This window comes from Bacillus sp. ok061 (assembly GCF_900108285.1).
Taxonomy (GTDB): Bacteria; Bacillota; Bacilli; order Bacillales; family Bacillaceae_G; genus Bacillus_A; species Bacillus_A thuringiensis_S.
This window is the reverse complement of record NZ_FNUW01000010.1, coordinates 4,171-28,368: the sequence shown is the minus strand read 5'-3', so window position 1 is coordinate 28,368 and position 24,198 is coordinate 4,171. Positions and strand designations below refer to the sequence as shown.

Genomic DNA, 24,198 nt, shown 5'->3' with positions numbered 1-24,198 from the left:
AAATCTTCCCTTCAAAAATTATTTGCTCTTATAGGTTCGTGTTTATGTTTAGCCCATAAATATTTCTGCAGTGAAACTCCAATTACTCCAATAATAACAAGCCCAATCCCTCCATAAACATAGAGTTGAGTTACTCCAAACAAATGCACTAATGGACCACTCATAGCAGGAGAAATAATTAGAACTGCGTTTGTTAAACTGCTTTGTATACCAAATACTCTTCCTACTTGATCTTGATCCGATTCTATTTGTAAAATGACTTGATTAGATACAAGCATCAGCCCACTTCCGATACCAGCGATAAAACTAATTAAATAGGCTAAAACGAAGACCGTACCGGGCGTTATCAAACCAATCCCTCCAAAACCAATTCCCATTAAAACCATACCTCCACATACTACCCAGCCATATTGAAATTGTTTTAATTTCTGAGTTAGTAATGCACCAAGTATTCCGCCAAGACCAATAATAGAAATGATATATCCCATTTTACTTTTATCATGTGGGAATAAGCTCTTAAATAAAGTTGGGAATTGTGAGTCTACTAATTGTAATACCGCCATGGCTATTGTAACGAAAATCATGGTTGATAATATTATCCGATTAGATAACACATAACCCCACCCTTGTACCCAAGCGGTCCAAGTACTTTGTTTTTGCTTTTCAACAAATTCTTTCGATATAGTTTCTTTAAATTTTATTGTGGGTATCAAAACTAAAGTAGCTAATAAACAACTTATAGCTCTTATAATGAGGCAGAACTCTGGTTGAAACCAGCTCAACAACATGCCCCCTATAAGTGGGCCTACTATCTTTGTACCCTGCTCTACTATTCCGTTGATACTTACTGCTTTAGTAAGCAAGTCCGGGGATACAATCTGTCTTGTTAGTGTTTGCTGTGCAGGATAATAGAAAACAATAAAAATGGAACGAATCATTAATGCCACTAAGAGCCAGTGGATATCTTGTACAAATAAAAGAGCAATTGTTATTAGACCAACCATTAGATTACAGAACATCATAATTGGAATTTTTCTAAAACGATCTGCAATAACACCTGCCCATGAGCCAAAAATAATTCCAGGAAGTGCATATGCAACAGGAATCAATCCAATCATAGTAGGATCTACTTCCCATTCAAACCCAACTATAGTCATAATCGCTAACATATCAATAAAAACACCAAGCATAAGCAATGAATAGGCAGAGAAAACTCGTAAATAAACCCTACTTCCTAATAGGCCTTTTGAATCAGTAGTTTTCATAAAAGCAAGCTCCTTAGGTTACTAATATAAACGCTTTTGCGTATAAGGTACCTCTTTATTAAACTTAATTAATCATTATTGACATCTCACCTAGAATTTAACTTCGTCAAAACTCAAACTAGTATTATTTTTTATATCTTTAAAATAGTCAGATAAAAGAAGGCATACCTATTTCTTCATTTTTATATCAACTGTTACAAAATATATCTTTTCCTTACACTAATAACAGCTAAACGTTGCCTTAATATAACCCTTTACAGTCGTTTGCACATTCAATTCACATCCTTTTTAAAGTTGGCTTTTTTCTATCTCAAATACTATCACACAAATATTTCACCTACTATATTCATAAAGTTGAAATATTTGAATCAGAAAATTCGGATAAAAAACCAAGTCCACAAATCATAACAAAACTATTATTTAGTTATATTTTCATTTTATAGATAGCTTTAACCATAGGGATATTAAGAATAAAGTTTTTTAATTTTATTAACATAATAGTTTAAAGAGACCATAAATCCTACTAAACAAAAAAATAAATATACAATAAAGTATATTTATTTTTTCTTATCCTACATATTTTCTATGCAAATTAATTCCAATAACTAAATTTGATAATAAAAATATAATACTACCAATCACTAATGTACTCATAACAAGAATTGAATAATATAGTATTAATACTTCTGCACCTACTACCTATTTTATTTATTGGATATTTATACTTCAAAAAAAATTACACATCATTCACAATTAGGATACATACCCAAAATATGATTTGAACATGTTATTATATTTTAAGATAATATAAAATCAGTTTTTCTATAAGAGAACTTAATTTTTATGTAGTACGAAATTGTTAGTAATACAGTATATACTAATTTAGTTATAAAAACATTTAAAGACCACCTATTTCCATAAGTGATCTTTCTTTGTGATTCTGCATTTGTGCACTACTGTAGAAATATATTGTAGAAATGCTTTGTTTGCTAAATGTTTAGTTCTTTCCATTTACTAAAAAACATAGCTTCATACACTTAATATCATATTCGTTACATTGCAAACTATTATTTTGTCTTCTGTACAGGTAAACTACTAAAAATTAATTCAGCAACTTTTACATATCCTTTTGAGTTTGGATGAATTAAATCCTTAGACCAAAGCATATTGTCATTAACTAAATGATGATTCCAAAAATCAACATGATGAAGCTTATACTCTCTGCTCAGTGAATGTATAACTTCATTTGCCTCTAATAATTGTTCTTTTATTACTTGTTTTTTTTCAGAAGCAAAAGGAAGCCTAACTGTAAAATCTGGAAGGTTTGCTATAATAATATCAGCACCTGCTTTACTTAATGAATCTATCATAAATTCCATATCGTTCTTATATGCATCATGATTCCAACGTCCTTTTAAAACATCGTTTGCCCCTGCAATGAGACTAACCAAATCTGGATTAAAAGTTAACGCCTTTTCCAATTGCTGCGAGCGAATTTCTTTAGTTACTAACCCACGCTTTGCAAAATTGGCATATTCTATATCGTTTTCACACAGTTGAACAAAATGATCTACCCAGCTTTTTAATGCAATTCCCTCAACTTCATCCCCTATCCCCTCTGTAAAACTATCACCAATTGCTAAAAATCGCTTCCACATATGTATTCCCCCTTTATTTTTAAACATATCTATACTATACAATAGCTCACACCGTAATTGTTATTTCTAAGTGGTTTTCAATTTCAATTATATTCCACTTTATTATATTTACATTTAGAATCCAAAATTGACCGATTCCTAAGTATACTTAGGAATCGGTCATATTCGTATATTTACTAAAGAAATAAAATCTCTCTAGGAATTATACTTTTTTCAAAAAATTGTTTGTTCTTTGTTTTGCCCAGTTGATACATTTCTTTTCGATTAAATGATACGAAACTATAGAAAAAAGTAGTGTCATTGCAATGCATAAAGTAAGAAGGAAAAAGATAGGTATCTTTGTATACAAAAGTTTAAATAGTACCATCATGATTGGAAAATGACACAAATAGATACTGTATGAAATTTCTCCTAAATATACAAATACACTCTTATTTAAAAATGCTTTTACTTTTAGGTTACTCATAGCCATTATAATAAATATACTAACCCCCATTACGACACCCCAATCTTTTAATAAGAAAGTAGTATCATTACGGGAAAAACCATAAATTAAAATGGAATATAAATACAGAATAATCCCTAATGCAATAAGAAATCCTTTTTTAATTTTTTTCATATTCCTATATGAGTAGATAAGTTTTTCCTTATACTTAAAAAGTAACATTCCAACAATAAACATAGATGTAAAATGGAGTGTATCAGCATAACCATTATAAAATCCTTCAGCTTTCCCAATATGCAACATATTAAGAAAAACACTAATTAAAGAAAAGCACAAAGCAAATAGTATCGTTTTCTTCCAATTCAGTTTATAAAAAAGAAGAAATAACAAAGGAAATACAATAGATATACGCATTTCTTGAGCCAATGACCAAATAACTGGATTATAATTTTCCGTAAAAAAGTTATTAAGAAGCACAAAGTGGTTTAGAATATCTAATTTTGTTATAGACCCTTGCCACCTATCATAGAACCAATCCCGTAGCCCTACCACTTCATACGACGAAAATAAAATAAATAAAACAAAGGTAACAATTATCCAAAAATAATAAGGAATATAGATTCTTACAAATCTCTTAATTAAATATCCCCAATAATTTGTTTTTGAATGATAAAGTGCCATCGATAACACAAAACCACTTAATACATAAAAAACGATAACAGCTTCCCCACCCGCCCATAAAAACCTAAGCGGGGAAAATTTAATAGAATTAGGCAACGATGGTAGCATTAAACAAAAATGTCCAAATACCACAGTAAGTGCCGCTAACCCTCGTATGGAATCTAATTCTTTTATTCTCTTACTCATAAAATGTTCTCCTTGTAAATTGTAGATTTTGCTTTTCATAAAGGCCACTATGCGAATGTAGTGGGAGAATTGTACATATCGTTTCTTTAAATTCCTAATATAAGCAGTACAAAGTTAATTTGACCTCCATTTCTTTATATACATAATTTAAAACAAAATATTTAATACAAAGAAAAGATTTTATTAAATTTTTATAAAGTGAAACTTTAATGGGTGGTTTTTCATCATGTAACTTTATTAAACTAACCTTGCACCAGAATCCTTTAAATCGAAAGATTCATAATAAACGCCATCCCTTCTGTATATTTCTACAAAAAGAATAGCGTTTTTGGAGTATATGGATACAAATTCATTTTAGCTTGATAGAAATACCAAAAGTTCCGAAGGACCAAATTTGAAAAGTAATACAATCTTTCATTCCAAACTATTTACATAAGAATCTATAATACTTTGAAACCTTTTGTTTCAAACTAATATTTAGTTGTATCCTATAAAATTAGCTTTTTACTATATCAATCGCACTATCCCACATACCACTAAAAAAAGATCCAGTTTTACGTATAAAACGTGTAAACCAATTTGCTTGTTCCACATCAGATTTTGTTACAAGGTCTATTTGTAATGAATTACCTGATAAGAACCCAGGATCGGTATTATCTTTAGGCGAGATAATTATTTTACTAATTGTTACACCTTTTTTAATAGGCGCTTCTGGTTCTTTATTTGATACTTTAAATTCTTTTTTATAACCGTCTTTGTTGCCCTTCGGCATTGGAAGTGAAACAGCTTGCTTCGTTTGAACTACTACATCTTTCTCTTTTGCATTCGCTACTCGTACCGTTTCATGTCCTTTTACTACTGAATCTTTTCCGTAGACATTCTTCACTTCAAAATTCGCAAATCCATAATCGTATAATTTCTTTGTTTCATCAAAACGGGCCGTATGAGATTTTGCTTTTATCACTACAGAAATTAGGCGCATACCATTTCTTTCTACTGTACCAGTGAAACAATCTCCCGCTTCTGGAGTCGTTCCTGTTTTCAAACCATCTACACCTTCATATTGCTTAATTAAACCTTTTAACATCCAGTTAAAGTTCGCCATATCAATTGGATATTTACCACCCTCTTGGAATGTTTTTTTAGGAATTTTTGCTGTATTCAATATTTGGGGAAAATCTTGAATAAGACGTTGTGCTAAAATTGCACAATCCCTTGCAGACATTTTATTTTTTTCGTCTAGAGTTGTTCCTTCTAGGTGATATCCTTTTAAATCTTGATTTGTTAAGCCTGTAGAGTTTACAAATTTATAATCTTTCATTCCAAACTCTTTCGACTTATCGTTCATCATTTTTACAAAATTGCCCTCTTTACCAGCAATCTCTTCAACTAAAGCAATTGTTGCACCATTTGCAGAATAAATTGCCATTGCCTCATATAACTCTTTTACCGTATAAGAGCCACCATTTTCTAATGGAACGTTTGATAATGAACGATCTTGCGAAATCTTATGTGCATATTCAGAGATTTTAACTTTTTGATCCCATTTAAGTTTTCCTTTATCTACCGCTTCATGAACTAAGTATTCGCTCATCATTTTTGTCATACTAGCAATTGCCAATGATTCATCTGCATTTTTTTGATATAAAATTTTTCCGGAATTTGCTTCTATTAAAATTGCTGATCCTGCTTCAACGTCTATAGCAGAAACTGTTTCCGCTGCTGCTCTTCCAAATGTAACGAACATGCTAAAAAATAGTGTAAGCACTGTTACTATTGCAATAAATCTCTTGCAAAACATACCTTTCACTTCTGTTACCTCCAATATCTTTGTACTCAAAAAAGAGTTATTCTAACATAATCTCAAAAAAAATAGACAGTGTTCTCAAATTGTATATACATATTAGACGTTAGGATTGCTTTCATATAGACCATCTCATCTGACACTTTTAGGTGCCCTGATACTTTGTATTCCCACGCATATCCTTATTTTTAATCCCCTTATATTTTTTAAAATGATTCGCACTTTCATATTTTTTAGGATTACAATTAATAGACAATCTAAATAATACATTTGTTCCACATTTACAAAAAATAAAGTGAAACTTTAATCAGTGGGGGTTTTGTTCATCCCCCACTAATTATTAGCCCTTACCAATCGGGCTTTTACGGGCAGTAAGACCCCCACCTAACTTCTTCGCTTTCGCTGAAATTTGAGGTGGAGGTCTTACTGCCCGGCAAATAGCGGGATAAAACCAGTGTGTCCCAATTAAATATCGAGACACACTGGTAACAAAGCATTCGTTTATTAGCTATCAAGGATTTTAATTATTCAATTCAGCTATTTGCTAGACTTATATTAGAGATAAATTTTCTTTAGTCTAAACTATTAGTTTTTTGTAATAAAAAAACTACACCCTATACTGAATGTAGTTTTTCTAACTGATTTATTTATTTTTTACTTCATTTTTATAAAAAGCAAATAATGGTTCGATGGATGGACTAGATAACAGCGGAATTGCCTTCTCGATCAATTTCCTATCCCAATCAAACCAACGCATTTCCATTAACATGTTTATTTCTGTATCAGTGAATCGTTTCTTTATTTCCTTAGCAGGATTTCCACCAACTATTGTATACGGTGGAACATCTTTACTTACGACAGATCCTGCAGCAACAATTGCACCTTCACCAATAGTAACACCAGGCATTATTATAGCATTCATTCCAATCCAAGCATCACTTTTAATGACTGTATCGCCCTTAGTTTCATATGATTGTTCAATTTGCTCAGCGAATGGATATACTGTAATCCATTCTGAGTGATGATTATGGTTACCACCCATTAAAATGACTACTCCACTTGCAATGCAAACATAATTCCCAATAATGAGTTTATCAAGATGCCATCCCATCTGTTCAATTGGATTAAACAGTGCTTGTGACTTAGCATCCCCCCACAAATACCTTACACAACCATCTTCAAAATTTTGATGACCATAATATCCTGAATAATAGGAGTACTCTCCTACTTCAATGAGTGGATTTGTTACTATATCTTTTATATATTTTGTTTCTGACCAATGATTAAATAATGGATCCTTCATAACTTTATTCCTCGCTTCTAAGTATTATATATTTTGTTATTTACTTAGAAGCTTACTACGACTGCTACATTTTTTAGCTTTCTCAAACGACGAATCATTATCTTCAAGCCTTTCTTTTATAATAAAAAAAGCATAACGCAATAAATTACACTAGTCAAATTGTGTAATTTTGAACTCGACTTAAATAGCGTAATAATGCAACAAGAGCATAAAAACAATCTAGCCCCTATACAAATAATATATTAGTTTATATTTTGTAAAAAAATTTTAATTGCCATGACAAAGCAAACAATAACCACTATTGGTCGTATTAATGACGTCCCTTTTGTAAGCACCATCTTCGCTCCAATATATGATCCTATAATTTGACCAAGCATCATAATCAACCCAATTGCCCAATCGATTTGGCCGAAAATAATAAAATACAACAAAGCAGCGAAATTACTTGTAAAATTCAAGATCTTAGCATTTGCAGTTGCTCTTGTAGCACTATATCCACATAAAAGAATGAACGCTAAAGCAATCAAGCTACCTGTTCCAGGGCCGAAGAAACCATCATAAAATCCAAGTAACGGAGCCACTGTTAACGCAAACAACAACATACTTATTTTTCTCGGTCGATCTTCATTTGCTATATTTGGAGATAATAGAAAATAAAGACCAATAATAATAAGTAAAAAAGGTAATATCATGATTAGATATTCTGCCCGTATCTGTAAAACAAGCCATCCACCGAAAACGGATCCCAAAAAGGTCATTAAGATGGTCAAACGCATATCTTTGAGATTAATTTCTTTCTTCTTAATAAAAATCATTGTTGCCATGAGGGTTCCGCTACTCCCTTGTAGTTTATTAGTTGCTATCGCTACAGAAGGAGACATACCTACTAATAACATTATCGGGATAGTTATCATACCACCGCCCCCAGCAATTGTATCTATCCATCCTGCTAATACAGCTACTAAAAATAGTAGTATAAGTAATTCAATAGTAAAATCCATACAAAGAATAGGGGCAGGCTTGAGCTATTATAACTCAAACCTCCCCATCGCCCCTCCTCTCTTTAAACTAGTTAATGATATCTGTAAAGTAACTTTCTTTCTGATCACGTAATCGGCTGGAAACGTACTGCCTGCAAACAATTCTTCTTCCGTACTTATTATCTCCAATCGGGATTTTATATTCTTCCTCAGATAACCTTTCCCTACCATGAGTTACATTTGTTTGTTTACCATAGTATGAATTTGGGATAATTAATAAATCTTCAGATGTAAGTGGAACCTTATAAGTAGGCGTTGTTCGTAAGAGTTCTAAAAACATGTCAAATTTCAATTTTTCTTCTTCACTTTCTCCCACATAAATCAATCTATTTTCTGCTCCATTCAAACAAGTTGCAATAATATCGCCATTATCATCCAAAAATATGATTTGGTTTATTTCCCCTACAAATCCAGATATTTCACCATCCGCCATTCCTGCGATATGAGCAATAGGCATTTTACTTATCGCCAATATGTCATCTTTACTGAAGTGATTTTCTTCAAGATGCTTTTGAAGTAATTTTGGCGTTCCAATATGAGTTTGAGTTTTTAAATTTAACACTCCTTTTAATAAAAGAGCATCAACTCTAGTAAATTTTCCACAAGTAATTTCAGACACTATTCGTTCCACGGATTTATTAAGTCTATTTGATACAATTTCTAAATTCGTATTGAATGTTTTCAATCTTGCTTCAATATCTGATTGGTCTTTCATATCTGTATACACTGTGGCATCGTTATGTTGATAAAAGTTCCCGCCACCGGTGCTTGCACCAACATTTCGCAAAACTTCATCGTTGTTTAAAGGTGAAATAAGATGAAATCTATTTTTCCCTGCATGTTCGGATGGGTGAATTAAAGCATCATAATTAAAAAGTGTGGCAAAAAGCCATGTGACCCATTCTGCATAAAAATATTTTTTCATTCTATCGTGTTCGTCTTCACCATAATTAAAACCTTTGCGATTTTCCCCAGGTAATAGGGTTTCCATAGGATCACATGGAATATTTTTAATAAGAGTAGGTGGTACGTTCCCACCACAATTCGCTACTTTTATCATATGTAGTAGTTTTTTCATGTCTGAATTCGAAGTTTTCTTTGAATAATCAATCAAACAATTAAGCCACTCTCTTGAAAAGCTTGCAGCTATTTCTTGTTCACAAGTATAAGGATTATGAGTTTTTAATTCATGGTCTATTAGATTCTTCATTTTATCCTTCAATACATTAGGAATGCTAATTTCTTCGATTTCTGTAATCTGCAGTGTTCCTTTATTCATTATAAAACCTCCGTTGTTTTATTTTTTCACACCATATCTTCTATTAAATGAACTACCTACTTCTTTTTTGCTCCTTTGCTTTTCTTCAAAGCTATTAGAACTACCAATTTACAGATAAAAAACGTGGAGTATAAGAGATTTCTTCTTAGTCACATTTCCCCCACGAATCTCCGTTAAATTGGCAAATTTAATTTGAAAATCTGATTCATTTTCATACTTTACTTTCAAACTATGTTTATATGATTTTCAATTCAAGTAAGAGTATTTCATTTTCTAAAGTTTTCCCGAGTTTAAAATCAGAATTTTCAAGATAAATATATTGACACTAAAAATATAACACGAAACCAAAAAATGTAAATCAATAGTTTTTTTATAAAAAATAGTCAGACTATTTATAAGGTAATTCGTATTTCATTGAACCAACTACGGCCTCTCAATTTTATTGATAACAATAAAAAGGTCCCCTAAATGGTGATAGAGGACCTTTTTCCAAGTATATTCTATTTTAAATTTCTTACTTACCTTTTATTTTAAAAGATATTGCTGTAACTTCTTTATTAACAGTTCCATCCCGTTTGGACTTACAATAATCTTCCCATTCGCTAACGAAATATTGCTGTCTGAAATATCCCCTGTAAGTGCACAAGCTCTTGGTGATTGATATTTTCGTAAAATAATCTGGTCCTCTTCTATAAACATTTCAAGAGAATCTTTTTCTACAATTCCTAAACTCCGTCTTATTTCCATTGGAATAACAATACGCCCCATGCTATCTGCTTTACGAGTAATCCCTCTTGTTTTCATAAAATGCCACCCTTTATTTTTATCTAATATTACGGTACTTATTTTAGCAATAAACAACAATTAGGAATAGTTCGTATTACAGCACTTTTTTTAGGAATAAATACCAATTAGGAATAATTTATGTTAGAATTATTTCTTGTTTATTCTTGATTTTTAATATATTTATCCTTGATCATTTTTATATATTGTTTTCTTTCTGTTAATTCAAATATAAATAATGCCTTTTTTATGTATGTTAAACCAACTTCATTAGAGTGCTGAACTTTTAATAAAATTGCACCTTTTTCAAAGAATAATTCACCTAATAAGTATAAAGTATTCATATTTATGGCTAATTTTATGCCTATTTCACTATACTTTATTGCTTCTTCATATTGATTTGCAAGGTGTAAACATTTTGTTAACGTATGAATGAGTCTTAATTTGATTTCTTTTTCTCTAGGAAATTCTATCTTATTAAAATTAATTAAACTTTGTTTTAATATATTTATACTTTTCTCATACTCTTTATTTTCTGCATGTATTATAGCAATTGAATTCATTATGCTTATTTCTTTTTCTGATAAAAAGTTACTACTACTTAAGGTTTGTTTTAGTGCTCTATTTAAAATGTCAAAAGCATTAATTGTTGCTCCATTTACATAATATATAGCAATCGCTTCATGCCATAATAGAAATTGTTTATCTTCTTTTGATTGGAAATTATTTTCGTTTTTCTCTTTTTTCACTATTTCGTAAAGCTCATTATATTGTTTTTGTTTCACACAATCTCTCATTACATATTTTACATTTTCAATATATTTTATTTTTTTGTTTTTGGTTAGTGCAAATATATAATTTGGATCAATACCAAGTCTTTCAGATAATTGATACAACAATATGCTAGATGGATAAATAATACCTTTTTCTATCTTACTAATTTGACTTTGTGAACATATTCCATGGCATAATTCAGATTGTGACATGTTTTTTTTCTTTCTAAGTTCTTTAATAATAATACCAAGATTGTAGAATTCCATCTTTCCTCCCTCAAATGTAACACTTTATGAGTATAAGAATATTTTCCAACTTTTAATGTAATGTAAAATTAACATAGTTACAATTACTAATTATATGGATTTATAGTTTCTTTTACAAACTTGTATCACAATACGAGAAATTATTAAAATATGGTTCACTAATAATCAATGGGAGTTTTATTCATCATCACTGATTATTAGTCCACTCCAGGCAGGCATTTACAGAGAGTCCGACTTCTTTGCCACAGCTAAATTTTGAGGTGGGTATCTTACTGTCCGCAAATAGCGAAATTAAAAGAACTAAATATGATTTTCCACCTTTATTTCTTTTAATAGTTTCTTTTGATTTTTATATAAATCATTTCGAAGGAGCGTATTTTATGAAAAGAATGTTGACCGAAAGAGAGTTAGAAGTGGCTATTTATGTAGCAAAAGGATTTACAGATGTAGAAATTTCAAAAAAAATATATGTTACCCCTCGAAGAATTTCAACGATAATTAATCATATTAAAGAAAAATGGCATATTAATTCTAGAGTAGAATTAGGTATTTTAGTTTATCATTATGGTTTTATAGATGCACCCTTATTTTCAAATAAAGAAAATCATTTATTCGAAAAGGTTGCACAATAATTGACCAAGTATAATGTGGTTCATTTACAAATAAAAACAGAAAAGTCGCTGTACTTTTATTATTTAAGGTAATTCTGTATTCTGAAGGTAATGGGCATGTATGGCTTGCTAAAAGAAAAAATATAGATTGTATTTAGATATTTTAGTAAGACTAATTGTACCAGGAACTTTTAAAAGGTAAAAACATACCTTTAGACAATGTTTCTTCCGTAACAGCAAGTATAGCTTTTAATGTAGAAAATCCATCCATTTTGATTAAGCTTTTTCAAAAAGGGTGGGTTTCTTCAGTTTATAGGAAAGGTATACTTAACTTATAAACTGAAACTTTAATCATTCGAGCTGCCCGTTAATGCAGGATAAAAAATAAAATAAAATAGGTAAAAATGCCATCGCATCTTTACCTATCCTATAGATAAACAGGTTCTCATAAGAAATAGAAAACTCCACTGAACACTATAAATATATTATTTTAAATTAATTGGTTGTTGTTGAGTAATACAATGGATCATACCACCATTTTTATAAAGCTCTCTTACATCAACCCCCACCACTTTACGATCAGGATAAAGTTTTTGAATCGTCTCATTTGCTATTTTATCATTAGGGTCATTATAGTTAGGTACTAAGATAACTTGATTCGCTATATAATAATTAATATATGAACCTTTATAATCAAGTTGCTTTCCGTTTTCTAATGTTATATTATTCTTGCTTAGCGGCAGATATACATACTTGTACTTATTACCCTCAGCATCTTTTGCCTGCAACAACTTGTTAATATCTTTATCAGACGTTCCCCATTCAGCTAAATCTTTTTTGTTTAATGTTATAATAGTAGATTTATCGTGGAATTTTGCAAATCCATCAATATGAAAATCAGTAATATCTAAGTTAGGTACTCCATCTAACCAAATAAAATTTGTTACCCCAAGGTCACTAATATATTTTTCAATATCTTTTTCTGACAATTTTGCATTTCTATTTTTATTCGTTACAGCACTTCTAGTTAGTAAAGCAGTTCCATTACCATCTAATTCAAATGCGCCACCTTCAAGAACAAATTTATTCCAATCAATTCTTTCAATTCCTAACTGTTTACTAAGATTCTCACGAAGACGAGCATCTTTCTTATATGGTGTTTTCTTTCCCCATCCGTTAAATCCTGGGTCTAATATCTTTAGATTTTTGTCATTATCATAAACAAAAATTGGTCCAGTATCTCTCGCCCATACATCGTCAGTAGGTGCGATAAAGAAATCAATTTTCCCCATATTTACCCCGTGATCTATTAAAACCTCAGTAATTCTTTCTTTTTCTTCTTGATCATATGCAACAATATGAACTTTTTCGCCTTTGCTTAAAGCATTTGTCATTTGAATCCAAATTGGCTCTACTTCTTGCTGATATTTTTGCCCATATGTAAATTCATGAGGCCATTGTAGCCATGTTCCTTCATGTTTGCTTTTTTCATCTGGCATTGTATACTTTCCTACTTGTTTTCGTACCTCTACTTTCTTCATATCTTTTCTTTGCGTTTTTTCAATTTCCTTCGCCTGAACTTTCTCAATCCCTTTCCCTAGAGCATAACCACCGAAAATAGATGTGGTTAGTATAGCACTCATACACAAATTCGTTATTTTTTTCATTTCTTAACCTCCTTTTCTGTCTTACTGTAAACCTTTACATAGTGTGAAGGTCAAGCTTTTCTGTTTGAATTATTTAAATATTTTAAATGTGAAGTGCAATTTGAATCGAACTCTATACAAAACAAGTAAGAATCAACTCTTCCTACTATAATCATCATTTTTCATAATATCTTACACTCTTTTCTCTTGTTATCCTTTTTATACCATGTACTGTATTATTTTTGAAAATAATACAGTACATGAAATTTCATACTAAATACATATATATTTATTCAGTTTATAATTAACTATTCAAAACCAGTTACAATTCTCTCTTTCATTTTCTGTATTACTTCACTGCTCAATACCTTTTGACCAGCAGGAAGTTTTAATATGGCAGCAGCACCTTTACTAAGGTATATTTCTTGATCATTATTTTGATTTACTACCAATATTCCTTGCCCTTCAAATTCGAAATAACTAATATCTTTTGTTTCATTTGTATTATTTTTTATTGCTTTATATAATCCATATAAATCTTTACTTCTATTTTCTCCGCCCGTTCGAATCGGTTCAGTATCATTCGCAACAATCAGTCCTTCTGGCTGCTCACCCTTCATAATAAACCATAGCTTTTCATTTGTTGGTAATAGTAAATGCTTAAATTCAGAGCTATTTAAAATTTGCTGTGCTGGAATTGTTTCATAGATTGGTAACGAAAATGGAGATGTTGTTATTTTTTCAAAACTTAAATTTTCAGAAGAACTTCCCTTACTATATTGATAATCTTTTAATGCGATCGATTGTACTGATTCACTTTTATTTTTTGATGCATAACTAATTTTACTAGCGAAAATAATAACGGTCATTAAACACATGCACGGTATCACAAGCTTAAGTAGTTTTCCCATTTATGAACCTCCGCTTTTAATATTATTAGTTTGCATGGATATTATAAACAGTTTCACTCCACCAAAAATTATTATTGTTATGGAACGTACTGAAATTATGATTATAATGATCACCATACCAAGGGTCCATGTACGTTATATAATCTGTTCCATTTGTCCCTTTATAAAATCCATCAAGTACTAGAAAGTGTCCGATGTTAGCTCCATTTTGCCACATAATGAGTGCAATCATCGGCTGATTACTATTAATTTGATTTTTGAACCAATCATACGATTTTGCTCCAGAACTTATAGCTGAACTAACACCATATCCCGATAATCCATATTGTATTTCACGTGAAGTTGCAGGGGTATTATATGAGCCACCCTTGACATACCTAACGTACTGATCTTGTGAAGGAGTTTTCCCAAAATAATTTAAAACTGAGACCGAAGTGCCTGCCCAACACCAATTTGATCTTTCTTGTAATATGTTAGGTACAGATAATTTACGGTCTGTTGGTGTACTTGGAGGATTTCCATTAATATACGCTGACGTTATATATACTTTTTTTCCATCTTTAAAATAATAAAACCAACGATTATCTAAACTTCCTGTCCAGTAATCTTTAACCGCTTCACCATACTCCCATCCTTTAAAAGATACTTTTGTATTTTCGGGAATCACATCTACAATATTTGCATTCAAACTTTTTGCACCTCTAACATTTACATTCAATGGAGCTGTTGTTCCTGAAAATTCCACTTCTTCTGCTATTATTTTCTGAACACCAATAAAACTAAATGTGAAGAACAATAAAACCATACAAACAATAAAATGCTTTCTTCCCTTCATTTCTCCACCCCTTCATCAGTACTAAAAAACATCAACAATTCATCCTTATTAATTGTTCAAGCTTAATATTACATACTAACGAAAAACGACTTCTCATAAAGTAAAACTTTAATCAGTGGGGTTTTATTCATCCCTCACTGATTATTAGTTAAACTAATCGGGCTTTTACGGGCTGCCCGATCCCCGCCTAACTTCTTTGCTCTCGCTGGATTTTGAGGTGGGAGTCTTACTGCCCGGCAAATAGCGAGATAAATTCCAATACAAAAAAGGAGCCTATAAATTTTTATAGGCTCCTTTTTATTTCGTCGTTATTACTTAGCTAATTCTTTCGTACCCTTCATTACATCAACGAAGAATCCCCAGTTATTCACTACAGAAGAGATACTGATATGTTCATCTGGAGTGTGGACGTTAAAGATGTCTGGTCCGAATGAAATTGCATCTAATTCAGGCATCTTTTGAACGAATGCGCTACACTCAATCCCCGCATGTACAGCGAAGATTTCAATTTCTTTATTGTATTTTTCTTGATGTACTTTTTCAAATAAATTACGAATTTGTGAGTTTGGATTGTATGGCCATTCTGGATACTCTGACTCTATTTCAAATGTAGCACCAACTAATTCAGCAATATATTTGATTTCTTCTGCAACATGTTGTTTTAAACTACTTACAGAACTTCGCACTTCGTTACGTAATTTAATTTCATCTTGCAACGTTTCAATAACGCCTAAATTTGTTGAGCTTTCTACAAGACCTTTAATATCCATGCTCATACTTTGAATGCCATTCGGAATTAAGAATAATGATGAAATAAGCTGCTTTTGTGTCTCTTTAGCAAATACTTTTTCAACTTTTTCATCCAATTTTGTCAGTGTAACATGAACATCTGGATCAACAGCACGCATTTCTTCTTGTAATACACGTGTCCATGATTCTAGTTTTTCTTCTACTTGTCCTACATCTTCTGTACGAATTAAAATTGTAGCTACACTTTCACGCGGAATTGCATTCGTTTTTAATCCGCCGTGAACTTCACTTATGTAAAACTCCGTATGTACTGATAAATCACGTAATACTCGTCCTAATACTTTGTTCGCATTACCGCGTTGTTTATCAATTTCCATACCAGAATGGCCGCCTTTTAGACCACCAACATATAGACGGTATGCATCCATATTCGCTGGCGTTTCATCCCAAATTACTTGAATTGTTTCAACAGCTTTCGCACCACCTGCACTACTTACAAGTAATTTATGATCTTCTTCAGAATCAATATTTATAAATATCTTTCCTTCAAAATGATTTGGATCAATAGCAAAAGCCCCACCCATTGTCGTTTCTTCTTCAGTAGTGATAACGACTTCAAGTGCTGGATGCGGAATTTCTTTTGAATCTAATAAAGCTAATGCATACGCAACTGCAATACCATTATCAGCACCTAAAGTTGTTTGATTTGCATATAACATGTCCCCAATGATTCGTAATTCAATTGGATCTTTTTCAAAATCATGTACTGTTGCTTGATTTTTTTCGCAAACCATATCCATATGACCTTGAATAATAATAGCTGGTACATTTTCATAACCAGCTGTTGCTTCTTTTTTAATAATGACATTTAATGCTTCATCTTGAATGACTTCTAAGTTACGCTCTTTTGCAAAGCCCACTAAATAATCACTAATTTCCTTTTCATTACCTGATCCTCTAGGAATCTTTGAAATTTCTGCAAAATGAAAAAATACAGGGTGCTTTGTTAATTGTTCTAAAGTAGAATACATTTTTCAAGCTCCTCTCAAAATGAAAAAATAATATGTAAGTCTCATATCATTATACCATGATTCATTATTTTATCTTTCTTTTAACTTTTATTGTTCATTTTATGTACAACACTCTTACAACATTGTAAGGGCGTTGTAATCTACATCGATTTTTCTCATTTAATAATAGTCGTATACTTTTTAAAGAAACACATTAAAGGAGATAAAGAAAATGAAAAAGTTTTTAGCAATTATTACACTATGTTTATTATTTTTTAGTTTTACTATTGGCTGTGAGAGAGCGTCACTAAATAGAATTGGTAAAGATGTATATTACATGCAGATAAAAGGCGAAGGAACTATCGAAAAAGTAGATGGTAGAAACTTACGAAACTATACGCTGCCCGCATATGATGAAGATGGCGTCAAAAAACAAATTACATTTAGAAGTACAAAAAAGGAAAACAATCATAAATTAAATGAAGACGCGTTTTTACGCCTTTATGTAGATCAAAATGATAATAGCAACAATGAAATATCATCAATTGAAGTAAAGTCCTATGAAGAGATTCAGAAAGCAGATTTACCTGAAAAAGTAAAAGATAAGTTTACTATTAAATAAAAAACAAAAGAAAATGCTCTATGCATTTTCTTTTGTTTTTTTCACCTGTATATATTTTGAACTGCTATTATTCATCAGTTTCTCTAACCGATTTATATTCTCCGTTAATGCACCTTTCACAAGAGAGAAATCTGTATTGGATTCTTCTTTTTTTTCTTTAAAAAACGAAGACTTTTGTACATTGACTTCAGCCATCTCTTCTCCCCCTTTTCAAAAAGATACAACCTTTTATTTATATTATATAGCAAATGTAGAAAGAGTGTACACTTATGATTTTCTTTTTAATTCTTCTTCTAATTCTTCTACTTGCTGCAACGCATCCCCTTTTATTAAAGAGAAATCTGTTGTATCTTCGTTATCTTCTTTAAAAAAATCATTGTCATAATCTTTTACCACTACAATCACCTCTACATGCTAGTGTAGGAATGATTGTCCAATTTTATTCAACTTTGTCGGATTTTGTTTTTAATTTATGTATAGAAGAAAAGGACAGAAAAAGATTCTGTCCTTATTTACTAAAATAACTATGATGTATTGTTAAATTATATACATTTTCAAAATCCCGATCTTGCAGGTTATTTTTCTTTCCATCAATAACAATGAAAACGTCACTTACTATTTTTGCTGGTATGATCCCGACATTTTCTACTTGTACCGCTTTCTGCTCATTCAATTGCTCGATATGTTCTAACGGAACGATAATACTAAATTGCGAGCGAATACCACGAAAGTTTGTATTTAATTCCTTCGCGGCTTCAAAAACAACAATTTTCGCGCCAATCTTTTCCCCATATGAATCTAAAAATGCATTTAAGCTCTTTGTATATTCCTCTTCCGTATGCCATTCCATCGTACCGAAAACTGATGGATTAACATTTTGAATAATTGTCGTGTATATTTCTCCTCTCGCTTTAGATGCAATTAATGATCGTTTGATTGATTGAACTGTCTTGCCAATATCGCTAAATTTCGCACCCCATATTTCTGAAATATTAGGTGTTAAAATGAACGCAATATCAACAAAAATAACCATTGCAGTAAACATTAAAAGATTTTTCCAGAGGGTTAAATCGATTCCTTTTATCATGAAATACACGGTGACAGATATGATAAACAAACCATACCAAGTCTTTCTAATACGTTGCTTTTTCTCCTCGTACAACTCCTCATTTTTCCAATAAAAGAAAACAAGGACTACAAAGACAATCGCTAAAACAAATAAGCCAATTCGAATGTTAGAGATCATTAATCACATCACCCTCCATTCAAAAACTACTCACGATATCATTACATGCGCAAGCTGCTCTCTTTATGACAAAAGACGTGGACAAGCTTCTAAATTTAGCTACATTGCATATATATTAGAAGGTGCCACGTCTTTTTTGTGGGCAGTAAGCCCCCCACTGATTAAAATTTCACTTTACCATGAGTCTATATTGTATATGTAGACAAGCATTCATTTCAAATTTTCGTATTAAAAAGAAATATGTTTCGGAATTCCCCCTTCAGGTACTTCTCCATCCATACTTAAATAATAATGACGAATCGGACGTAAGTTTTCGTCTAATTCATAAACAAGCGGAATGCTAGTTGGAATATTTAATGAAACTACACCATCACTTGAAAGGTTGTCTAAATATTTTACTAGCGAGCGAATTGTGTTACCGTGTGATGAAATAATTACTTTATTACTACTTTTTAATGTCGGCGCAATTTCTGAATGCCAATAAGCAAGTACTCTCTTCTCCGTATCCTCTAAACATTCAGTTAATGGAAATTCACCTTTTTTGAGTGTTTTATATCTTGGATCGGTCGCTTCATATCGAGGATCGTCTTCAGTAAGAGCCGGTGGTCTTACATCAACACTTCTTCTCCAAATATGAACTTGCTCCTCACCATATTTTTGAGCAGTTTCATCTTTATTCAACCCTTGCAATGCACCATAATGTCTTTCATTTAGCTTCCAAGATTTATGTATTGGGACCCAAGTAAGATCCATCTCATGAAGTACAATCCATAACGTCCGAATTGCGCGTTTTAATACAGATGTATAAGCCACATCAAAAGTATATCCGTTTTTCTTTAATATTGCTCCTGCTTCTCTCGCTTCACTTAATCCATTCTCTGATAGATCAACATCTGTCCATCCAGTAAAGCGATTTTCAAGATTCCATAAACTTTGTCCGTGACGAATAAGTACAAGTTTTATCATTATAATTCCCCTTTCGGAAATGTGAATTTTATTGTTCCATTACGTACACGTATAAAGTATCTAGTAATGTATCTTTTTATCCATTCACTCTATGACCAATCGATAGTTGCCAAATGTATGGATAAAATTTGTTCTTTTTCAAACGATAAAAACAGAAGCTTTTTCATTATTTTTGATCGACTGGTATTTCCCGTTTCGATATCCAAGCATCAAAACCTGATCGGCTATTTGCCATTTCATTCATAACTTGGTGCCAATTGTCCTCACATGATTCACCAAATTTTGAAAAAATAGCACCCATTTGTTGTCTTTGTACATCACTCAGTTTTTTCTCTAAATCTGTACCTTTTTCTGTTAAAGACAACTGTTTCACACGTCGATCATGCATAGCTTCATTACTCTCAATTAAGCCCTTTTCCACAAGTTGACGTAGCGGCCCGTGGAGAGCTTGTTTACTTATTTCTAATAGTGATAATAACTCATTTACACTTATCCCTGGAAAACGTGCGATAAAAAATAAAATTCGATGATGTACTCGTTGAATGCCATATTCTTTTATAATTTCATCTGGCTTTTCAGTAAATGTTTTATATGCAAAATAAAATAATGCTAATGCCTCATTCATCTGTTCTTCTTTATGTTGTGTCATCTACTTTCCCCCTGTATGTAAATTATACCACAATCTAGTAATGAATATTTTAATCAACGCATTAGAACTTGTTCAGTCTATTGAAACATTCATTGCATAATTAGGAGATGATTCATTTGAAAAAACAATATACTGTAAGTACATATTTATTGGATAGACTACACGAATTAGGAATTGAACATATATTTGGGATTCCTGGTGATTATAATCTTGCCTTTTTAGATGATGTAGTAGCACATGAAAATTTAAAGTGGATTGGCAATTGTAACGAATTAAATGCTGCATATGCAGCAGATGGGTACGCTCGCATAAAAGGAATCGCTGCTCTTATTACTACTTTCGGTGTCGGAGAATTAAGCGCCATTAACGGTATTGCTGGCTCATATGCAGAAAACGTGCCAGTTATAAAAATCACGGGTACGCCACCAACAAAAGTAATGGAAAATGGAGCAATCGTCCATCATACGCTAGGCGATGGAAAGTTCGATCACTTTTCCAATATGTATCGAGAAATCACTGTGGCACAAACAAATGTAACACCTGAGCATGCAGCTGAGGAAATTGACCGTGTATTACGTGCATGTTGGAATGAAAAACGCCCTGTTCATATTAATTTGCCGATTGATGTGTATAATAAACCAATTAATAAACCTACGGAACCAATTTTATATAAACCGATTTTAAGTAATAAAGAAACGCTGGATAAAATGCTTCTACATGCCACTTCAATAATAAATAACGCCAAAAAACCTGTAATTTTAGCTGATTTTGAAGTAGATCGATTTCACGCTAAAGAAAGTTTACATCAATTCGTAGAAAAAACTGGGTTTCCCATCGCGACGTTCAGTATGGGAAAAGGAATATTCCCAGAAAAACACCCTCAATTTATAGGTGTTTATACTGGTGATGTAAGTTCTCCGTACTTGCGAAAAAGAATTGATGAATCTGATTGTATTATTAGTATTGGTGTGAAGTTAACTGATACTATTACAGGCGGCTTCACACAAGGTTTTACAAAAGAACAAGTTATAGAAATCCATCCCTACACTGTGAAAATTATAGATAAAAAATACGGTCCAGTTGTAATGCAGGATGTTTTACAACATTTAAGTGATTCAATTGAGCATCGTAATAAAGATACCCTTGACGTTAAGCCATTTATTTTAGAATCATCACCTTTTACTGAAAAGTTCATTCCAAAAGCACAAATGGTCACACAAAAACGTTTTTGGCAGCAAATGTACCATTTCTTACAAGAAAACGACGTCTTAATTGTAGAGCAAGGAACACCTTTCTTTGGTAGTGCTGCTATCCCTCTACCTAATAACACTGCATATGTAGGACAACCGTTATGGGGATCTATCGGATATACACTGCCCGCTCTACTTGGTACACAGCTCGCCAATTTATCACGGCGCAACATTTTAATTATTGGTGATGGTTCTTTCCAAGTAACTGCCCAAGAGTTATCAACTATACTACGTCAAAATTTAAAACCGATTATATTTTTAATCAATAACAACGGATACACTGTTGAACGTGCCATTCACGGCCAAAACCAACTTTATAATGATATACAAATGTGGGATTACAATAAACTATCAATGGTATTTGGATCAGAAGAAAAAAGTCTAACATTTAAAGTAGAAAATGAAGCAGAATTAGCAGAAGTCTTAACAAATATAACTTTTAATAAGAATCAACTTATCTTTATTGAAGTTATAATGAGCCAAAGCGATCAACCTGAATTGTTAGCTAAACTCGGGAAAAGATTCGGTCAGCAAAATTCTTAATATAAAAGCATAACCTAATTATACAATTAGTAGTGTAAAACTTGTTTTGAGAATAGTTTCGCCATCCTTTTCTATTTTAAGAACCTTCTTCGACTAACGCCCCGTGCGACAAACAAAAATTCTTAATCCATCTTTAACTTTATAGCTTTTGTCGCAATAAATGTTTTAATATGCTTATCTAATATCCTTGTTCCACCAAAATCATCCTCATAAAAACCTGTTATAGCAAAACCAGCTTCAACTTGGCCTTGGATTTGGTCTTCTAAAGTATGCGCATATTCTATTGTTTGATTTGAATTGATGTAATCTTGAACTTCATCCTCTGGTAAATAATCCAATGTTGATGAAGGAATTGAATGTTTAACATCAAGAATACCTTTTTGTTCTTGGTTATCATCAAAAATCCATAGTAACGGATTTGTAAATCCAACAATAAGAATACCTTTATTCTTTAAAACCCTAGAAACTTCATTCCATACAAGATGAACATCTTTTACAAACAAATTAGAAACAGGATTTACAACAATATCAAAATATTCATCCTCAAGATCACCAAGGTCTGACATATCTCCTTGTACGGTTTTTAAAGTCAAACCATCCCGTTTTGCTACCTTTTCATCTTGTTCCAATTGCTTCTTAGATATATCAGTAACTGTTACATCTGCTCCAGCAGCAGCTAGAACTGGTGCTTGTTGTCCGCCACCTGATGCTAAGCAAAGTATCTTTAATCCATCTAATGACTTTGGAAACCACTCTCTAGGAACTGATTTTTCCGTAGTGACTGTAATCTCCCATTCACCTGATTTGCTTTTCTCAATAACCTCGCTACTTACAGGCTGCGTATATCTAGAACCTTCTTCCACCTTCTTATCCCATGCATTACTGTTTTGTTGAGTTGTATCCATTATAACTATTCCCCCTAGCTATCTTGTTACATTTTAAGTGTAAGATCATTTACTATTTATGCTTTCCTTTTTCTATTCACCTAACCAATAATTAATACATATTTTTCTATATTTATATTAACAAATAAAAAGTAGTAAGAAAAATAAAATATTCTAACTAAATAGAAAAATATAAATTCATTTAAGCAAATCAATTACATATAAAAAGGCATTCCAAACCTGTTGACGGTTGGAACACCTTTATATATATTATTTAAATTTTCACCCTCTGAACTAAACCCATTAAACAAATCAATTACAATTTATTTATTCCGCAAGCGCTAACTGCCAAGACACACCATACTTATCATTTAACCAACCAAATTTTTTACTAAATGGATAAGAACCTAAAGGCATTAGTACAGATCCATCCTGCGCTAACTTATGAAAGACCGCTTCAATTTCTTCTTCTGTCTCACAAGTTACATAAAGTGACATAGATGGTGTAAATGTAAAAGCATGCTTTACATAACTATCAATGCACATGAACTCTTGACCATTTAATGTAAAAGTTGCATGAATGACAGAACCCTCTTTACCTGGTCCATTTTCATCGTATCGAGAGATATTTACAATTTCTGATCGATCGAATAGCGACGTGTAAAAATTCATCGCCTCCTCAGCTTTACCTTCGAACATTAAAAACGTAGTGATTTTTTGATTTGTAGTACTCATATAGAGACAGCCGATACGATAAACTTAACTAAATCTATACAATTCAATCAAATTTA

At 31.8% G+C, this 24,198-nt stretch carries 23 protein-coding genes; 3 read left to right on the top strand and 20 right to left on the bottom strand.

Features of this window, described 5'->3' with window-relative positions:
* Positions 1 to 11 precede the first annotated feature (11 nt).
* From C4S65_RS15065 to C4S65_RS15025, 9 genes are all read right to left on the bottom strand, one after another.
* Positions 12 to 1,265 (bottom strand): MFS transporter, encoded by a 1,254-nt coding sequence (locus tag C4S65_RS15065; protein WP_097888720.1) that lies wholly within the window; start codon positions 1,263 to 1,265, stop codon positions 12 to 14.
* A 1,067-nt stretch (positions 1,266 to 2,332) separates the two neighbouring features.
* Positions 2,333 to 2,923 carry an SGNH/GDSL hydrolase family protein gene (locus tag C4S65_RS15060; RefSeq protein WP_061667589.1) on the bottom strand — a complete coding sequence of 197 codons (591 nt, stop codon included), beginning with the start codon at positions 2,921 to 2,923 and terminating at the stop codon, positions 2,333 to 2,335.
* Positions 2,924 to 3,125: 202 nt separating this feature from the next.
* Positions 3,126 to 4,274, bottom strand: coding sequence for an acyltransferase (locus tag C4S65_RS15055; RefSeq protein ID WP_086406426.1), 1,149 nt, complete (start codon positions 4,272 to 4,274; stop codon positions 3,126 to 3,128).
* Between the two features lie 457 nt (positions 4,275 to 4,731).
* The gene (locus tag C4S65_RS15050; RefSeq protein ID WP_000677656.1) at positions 4,732 to 6,045 is read right to left on the bottom strand and encodes a D-alanyl-D-alanine carboxypeptidase family protein; all 1,314 of its coding nucleotides are present in this window, start codon (positions 6,043 to 6,045) and stop codon (positions 4,732 to 4,734) included.
* Positions 6,046 to 6,682: 637 nt separating this feature from the next.
* Entirely contained in the window at positions 6,683 to 7,342 is a 660-nt protein-coding gene (locus tag C4S65_RS15045; protein ID WP_097888721.1) for a CatB-related O-acetyltransferase, read from the bottom strand.
* A gap of 242 nt (positions 7,343 to 7,584) precedes the next feature.
* Positions 7,585 to 8,343, bottom strand: a complete 759-nt coding sequence (locus C4S65_RS15040) for a TSUP family transporter (RefSeq protein ID WP_098838678.1) — start codon at positions 8,341 to 8,343, stop codon at positions 7,585 to 7,587.
* Between the two features lie 67 nt (positions 8,344 to 8,410).
* Positions 8,411 to 9,661 (bottom strand): hypothetical protein, encoded by a 1,251-nt coding sequence (locus C4S65_RS15035; RefSeq protein ID WP_043938107.1) that lies wholly within the window; start codon positions 9,659 to 9,661, stop codon positions 8,411 to 8,413.
* Between the two features lie 525 nt (positions 9,662 to 10,186).
* A complete protein-coding gene (locus C4S65_RS15030) occupies positions 10,187 to 10,465 on the bottom strand; it encodes an AbrB/MazE/SpoVT family DNA-binding domain-containing protein (RefSeq protein WP_016512834.1) in 279 nt (92 codons plus the stop codon).
* A 140-nt stretch (positions 10,466 to 10,605) separates the two neighbouring features.
* A complete protein-coding gene (locus tag C4S65_RS15025) occupies positions 10,606 to 11,484 on the bottom strand; it encodes a helix-turn-helix domain-containing protein (protein ID WP_016512835.1) in 879 nt (292 codons plus the stop codon).
* Between the two features lie 380 nt (positions 11,485 to 11,864).
* Between C4S65_RS15025 and C4S65_RS15020 the strand changes: the two genes are divergently transcribed.
* A complete protein-coding gene (locus C4S65_RS15020; protein WP_000827555.1) occupies positions 11,865 to 12,116 on the top strand; it encodes a LuxR C-terminal-related transcriptional regulator in 252 nt (83 codons plus the stop codon).
* Between the two features lie 464 nt (positions 12,117 to 12,580).
* On the opposite strand, the gene C4S65_RS15015 is transcribed toward C4S65_RS15020, so the two are convergent.
* From C4S65_RS15015 to pepD, 4 genes are all read right to left on the bottom strand, one after another.
* Entirely contained in the window at positions 12,581 to 13,762 is a 1,182-nt protein-coding gene (locus tag C4S65_RS15015) for an agmatine deiminase family protein (protein ID WP_141551112.1), read from the bottom strand.
* Positions 13,763 to 14,049: 287 nt separating this feature from the next.
* Positions 14,050 to 14,652, bottom strand: a complete 603-nt coding sequence (locus C4S65_RS15010; protein ID WP_098838679.1) for a hypothetical protein — start codon at positions 14,650 to 14,652, stop codon at positions 14,050 to 14,052.
* A 25-nt stretch (positions 14,653 to 14,677) separates the two neighbouring features.
* Complete coding sequence (locus C4S65_RS15005) at positions 14,678 to 15,487, bottom strand: papain-like cysteine protease family protein (protein WP_000678377.1); 810 nt, start codon at positions 15,485 to 15,487, stop codon at positions 14,678 to 14,680.
* Positions 15,488 to 15,798: 311 nt separating this feature from the next.
* On the bottom strand, positions 15,799 to 17,268 hold the full coding sequence (pepD, locus tag C4S65_RS15000; RefSeq protein WP_061667593.1) for a beta-Ala-His dipeptidase: 1,470 nt from the start codon (positions 17,266 to 17,268) through the stop codon (positions 15,799 to 15,801).
* Between the two features lie 211 nt (positions 17,269 to 17,479).
* On the opposite strand from pepD, the gene C4S65_RS14995 reads away from it, so the two are divergent.
* Positions 17,480 to 17,869, top strand: coding sequence for a YxeA family protein (locus C4S65_RS14995; protein ID WP_061667594.1), 390 nt, complete (start codon positions 17,480 to 17,482; stop codon positions 17,867 to 17,869).
* Between the two features lie 18 nt (positions 17,870 to 17,887).
* Here C4S65_RS14995 and spoIISB read toward each other — a convergent pair whose 3' ends face one another.
* From spoIISB to C4S65_RS14965, 5 genes are all read right to left on the bottom strand, one after another.
* Positions 17,888 to 18,064 (bottom strand): stage II sporulation protein SB, encoded by a 177-nt coding sequence (gene spoIISB / locus C4S65_RS14990; protein WP_000852627.1) that lies wholly within the window; start codon positions 18,062 to 18,064, stop codon positions 17,888 to 17,890.
* Positions 18,065 to 18,136: 72 nt separating this feature from the next.
* A complete protein-coding gene (locus C4S65_RS14985; RefSeq protein ID WP_000237817.1) occupies positions 18,137 to 18,265 on the bottom strand; it encodes a hypothetical protein in 129 nt (42 codons plus the stop codon).
* 112 nt (positions 18,266 to 18,377) lie between these two features.
* Positions 18,378 to 19,115 (bottom strand): type II toxin-antitoxin system SpoIISA family toxin, encoded by a 738-nt coding sequence (locus C4S65_RS14980; protein ID WP_000624982.1) that lies wholly within the window; start codon positions 19,113 to 19,115, stop codon positions 18,378 to 18,380.
* A 228-nt stretch (positions 19,116 to 19,343) separates the two neighbouring features.
* Positions 19,344 to 20,081 carry a 2,3-diphosphoglycerate-dependent phosphoglycerate mutase gene (gene gpmA / locus C4S65_RS14970; RefSeq protein ID WP_061667595.1) on the bottom strand — a complete coding sequence of 246 codons (738 nt, stop codon included), beginning with the start codon at positions 20,079 to 20,081 and terminating at the stop codon, positions 19,344 to 19,346.
* Between the two features lie 166 nt (positions 20,082 to 20,247).
* Positions 20,248 to 20,730 carry a MarR family winged helix-turn-helix transcriptional regulator gene (locus tag C4S65_RS14965; RefSeq protein ID WP_000191888.1) on the bottom strand — a complete coding sequence of 161 codons (483 nt, stop codon included), beginning with the start codon at positions 20,728 to 20,730 and terminating at the stop codon, positions 20,248 to 20,250.
* A 107-nt stretch (positions 20,731 to 20,837) separates the two neighbouring features.
* Here C4S65_RS14965 and C4S65_RS14960 point away from each other — a divergent pair, with 107 nt between their 5' ends.
* Positions 20,838 to 22,523, top strand: a complete 1,686-nt coding sequence (locus C4S65_RS14960) for an alpha-keto acid decarboxylase family protein (RefSeq protein ID WP_098013518.1) — start codon at positions 20,838 to 20,840, stop codon at positions 22,521 to 22,523.
* Between the two features lie 122 nt (positions 22,524 to 22,645).
* On the opposite strand, the gene C4S65_RS14955 is transcribed toward C4S65_RS14960, so the two are convergent.
* Positions 22,646 to 23,428: a class I SAM-dependent methyltransferase gene (locus C4S65_RS14955; RefSeq protein ID WP_061667596.1), complete on the bottom strand. Its 783-nt coding sequence runs from the start codon at positions 23,426 to 23,428 to the stop codon at positions 22,646 to 22,648.
* Positions 23,429 to 23,734: 306 nt separating this feature from the next.
* Positions 23,735 to 24,142 (bottom strand): VOC family protein, encoded by a 408-nt coding sequence (locus tag C4S65_RS14950; RefSeq protein WP_061667597.1) that lies wholly within the window; start codon positions 24,140 to 24,142, stop codon positions 23,735 to 23,737.
* Positions 24,143 to 24,198 lie beyond the last annotated feature (56 nt).

Excerpts from the sequence above, each read along its gene's own strand:
- C4S65_RS15065 (WP_097888720.1), bottom strand. The coding sequence starts at position 1,265 with ATGAAAACTACTGATTCAAAAGGCCTATTAGGAAGTAGGGTTTATTTA.
- C4S65_RS15060 (WP_061667589.1), bottom strand. The coding sequence starts at position 2,923 with ATGTGGAAGCGATTTTTAGCAATTGGTGATAGTTTTACAGAGGGGATA.
- C4S65_RS15055 (WP_086406426.1), bottom strand. The coding sequence starts at position 4,274 with ATGAAAAGCAAAATCTACAATTTACAAGGAGAACATTTTATGAGTAAG.
- C4S65_RS15045 (WP_097888721.1), bottom strand. The coding sequence starts at position 7,342 with ATGAAGGATCCATTATTTAATCATTGGTCAGAAACAAAATATATAAAA.
- C4S65_RS15040 (WP_098838678.1), bottom strand. The coding sequence starts at position 8,343 with ATGGATTTTACTATTGAATTACTTATACTACTATTTTTAGTAGCTGTA.
- C4S65_RS15035 (WP_043938107.1), bottom strand. The coding sequence starts at position 9,661 with ATGAATAAAGGAACACTGCAGATTACAGAAATCGAAGAAATTAGCATT.
- C4S65_RS15030 (WP_016512834.1), bottom strand. The coding sequence starts at position 10,465 with ATGAAAACAAGAGGGATTACTCGTAAAGCAGATAGCATGGGGCGTATT.
- C4S65_RS15025 (WP_016512835.1), bottom strand. The coding sequence starts at position 11,484 with ATGGAATTCTACAATCTTGGTATTATTATTAAAGAACTTAGAAAGAAA.
- C4S65_RS15020 (WP_000827555.1), top strand. The coding sequence starts at position 11,865 with ATGAAAAGAATGTTGACCGAAAGAGAGTTAGAAGTGGCTATTTATGTA.
- C4S65_RS15015 (WP_141551112.1), bottom strand. The coding sequence starts at position 13,762 with ATGAAAAAAATAACGAATTTGTGTATGAGTGCTATACTAACCACATCT.
- C4S65_RS15010 (WP_098838679.1), bottom strand. The coding sequence starts at position 14,652 with ATGGGAAAACTACTTAAGCTTGTGATACCGTGCATGTGTTTAATGACC.
- C4S65_RS15005 (WP_000678377.1), bottom strand. The coding sequence starts at position 15,487 with ATGAAGGGAAGAAAGCATTTTATTGTTTGTATGGTTTTATTGTTCTTC.
- pepD (WP_061667593.1), bottom strand. The coding sequence starts at position 17,268 with ATGTATTCTACTTTAGAACAATTAACAAAGCACCCTGTATTTTTTCAT.
- C4S65_RS14995 (WP_061667594.1), top strand. The coding sequence starts at position 17,480 with ATGAAAAAGTTTTTAGCAATTATTACACTATGTTTATTATTTTTTAGT.
- spoIISB (WP_000852627.1), bottom strand. The coding sequence starts at position 18,064 with ATGGCTGAAGTCAATGTACAAAAGTCTTCGTTTTTTAAAGAAAAAAAA.
- C4S65_RS14980 (WP_000624982.1), bottom strand. The coding sequence starts at position 19,115 with ATGATCTCTAACATTCGAATTGGCTTATTTGTTTTAGCGATTGTCTTT.
- gpmA (WP_061667595.1), bottom strand. The coding sequence starts at position 20,081 with ATGATAAAACTTGTACTTATTCGTCACGGACAAAGTTTATGGAATCTT.
- C4S65_RS14965 (WP_000191888.1), bottom strand. The coding sequence starts at position 20,730 with ATGACACAACATAAAGAAGAACAGATGAATGAGGCATTAGCATTATTT.
- C4S65_RS14960 (WP_098013518.1), top strand. The coding sequence starts at position 20,838 with ATGATTCATTTGAAAAAACAATATACTGTAAGTACATATTTATTGGAT.
- C4S65_RS14955 (WP_061667596.1), bottom strand. The coding sequence starts at position 23,428 with ATGGATACAACTCAACAAAACAGTAATGCATGGGATAAGAAGGTGGAA.
- C4S65_RS14950 (WP_061667597.1), bottom strand. The coding sequence starts at position 24,142 with ATGAGTACTACAAATCAAAAAATCACTACGTTTTTAATGTTCGAAGGT.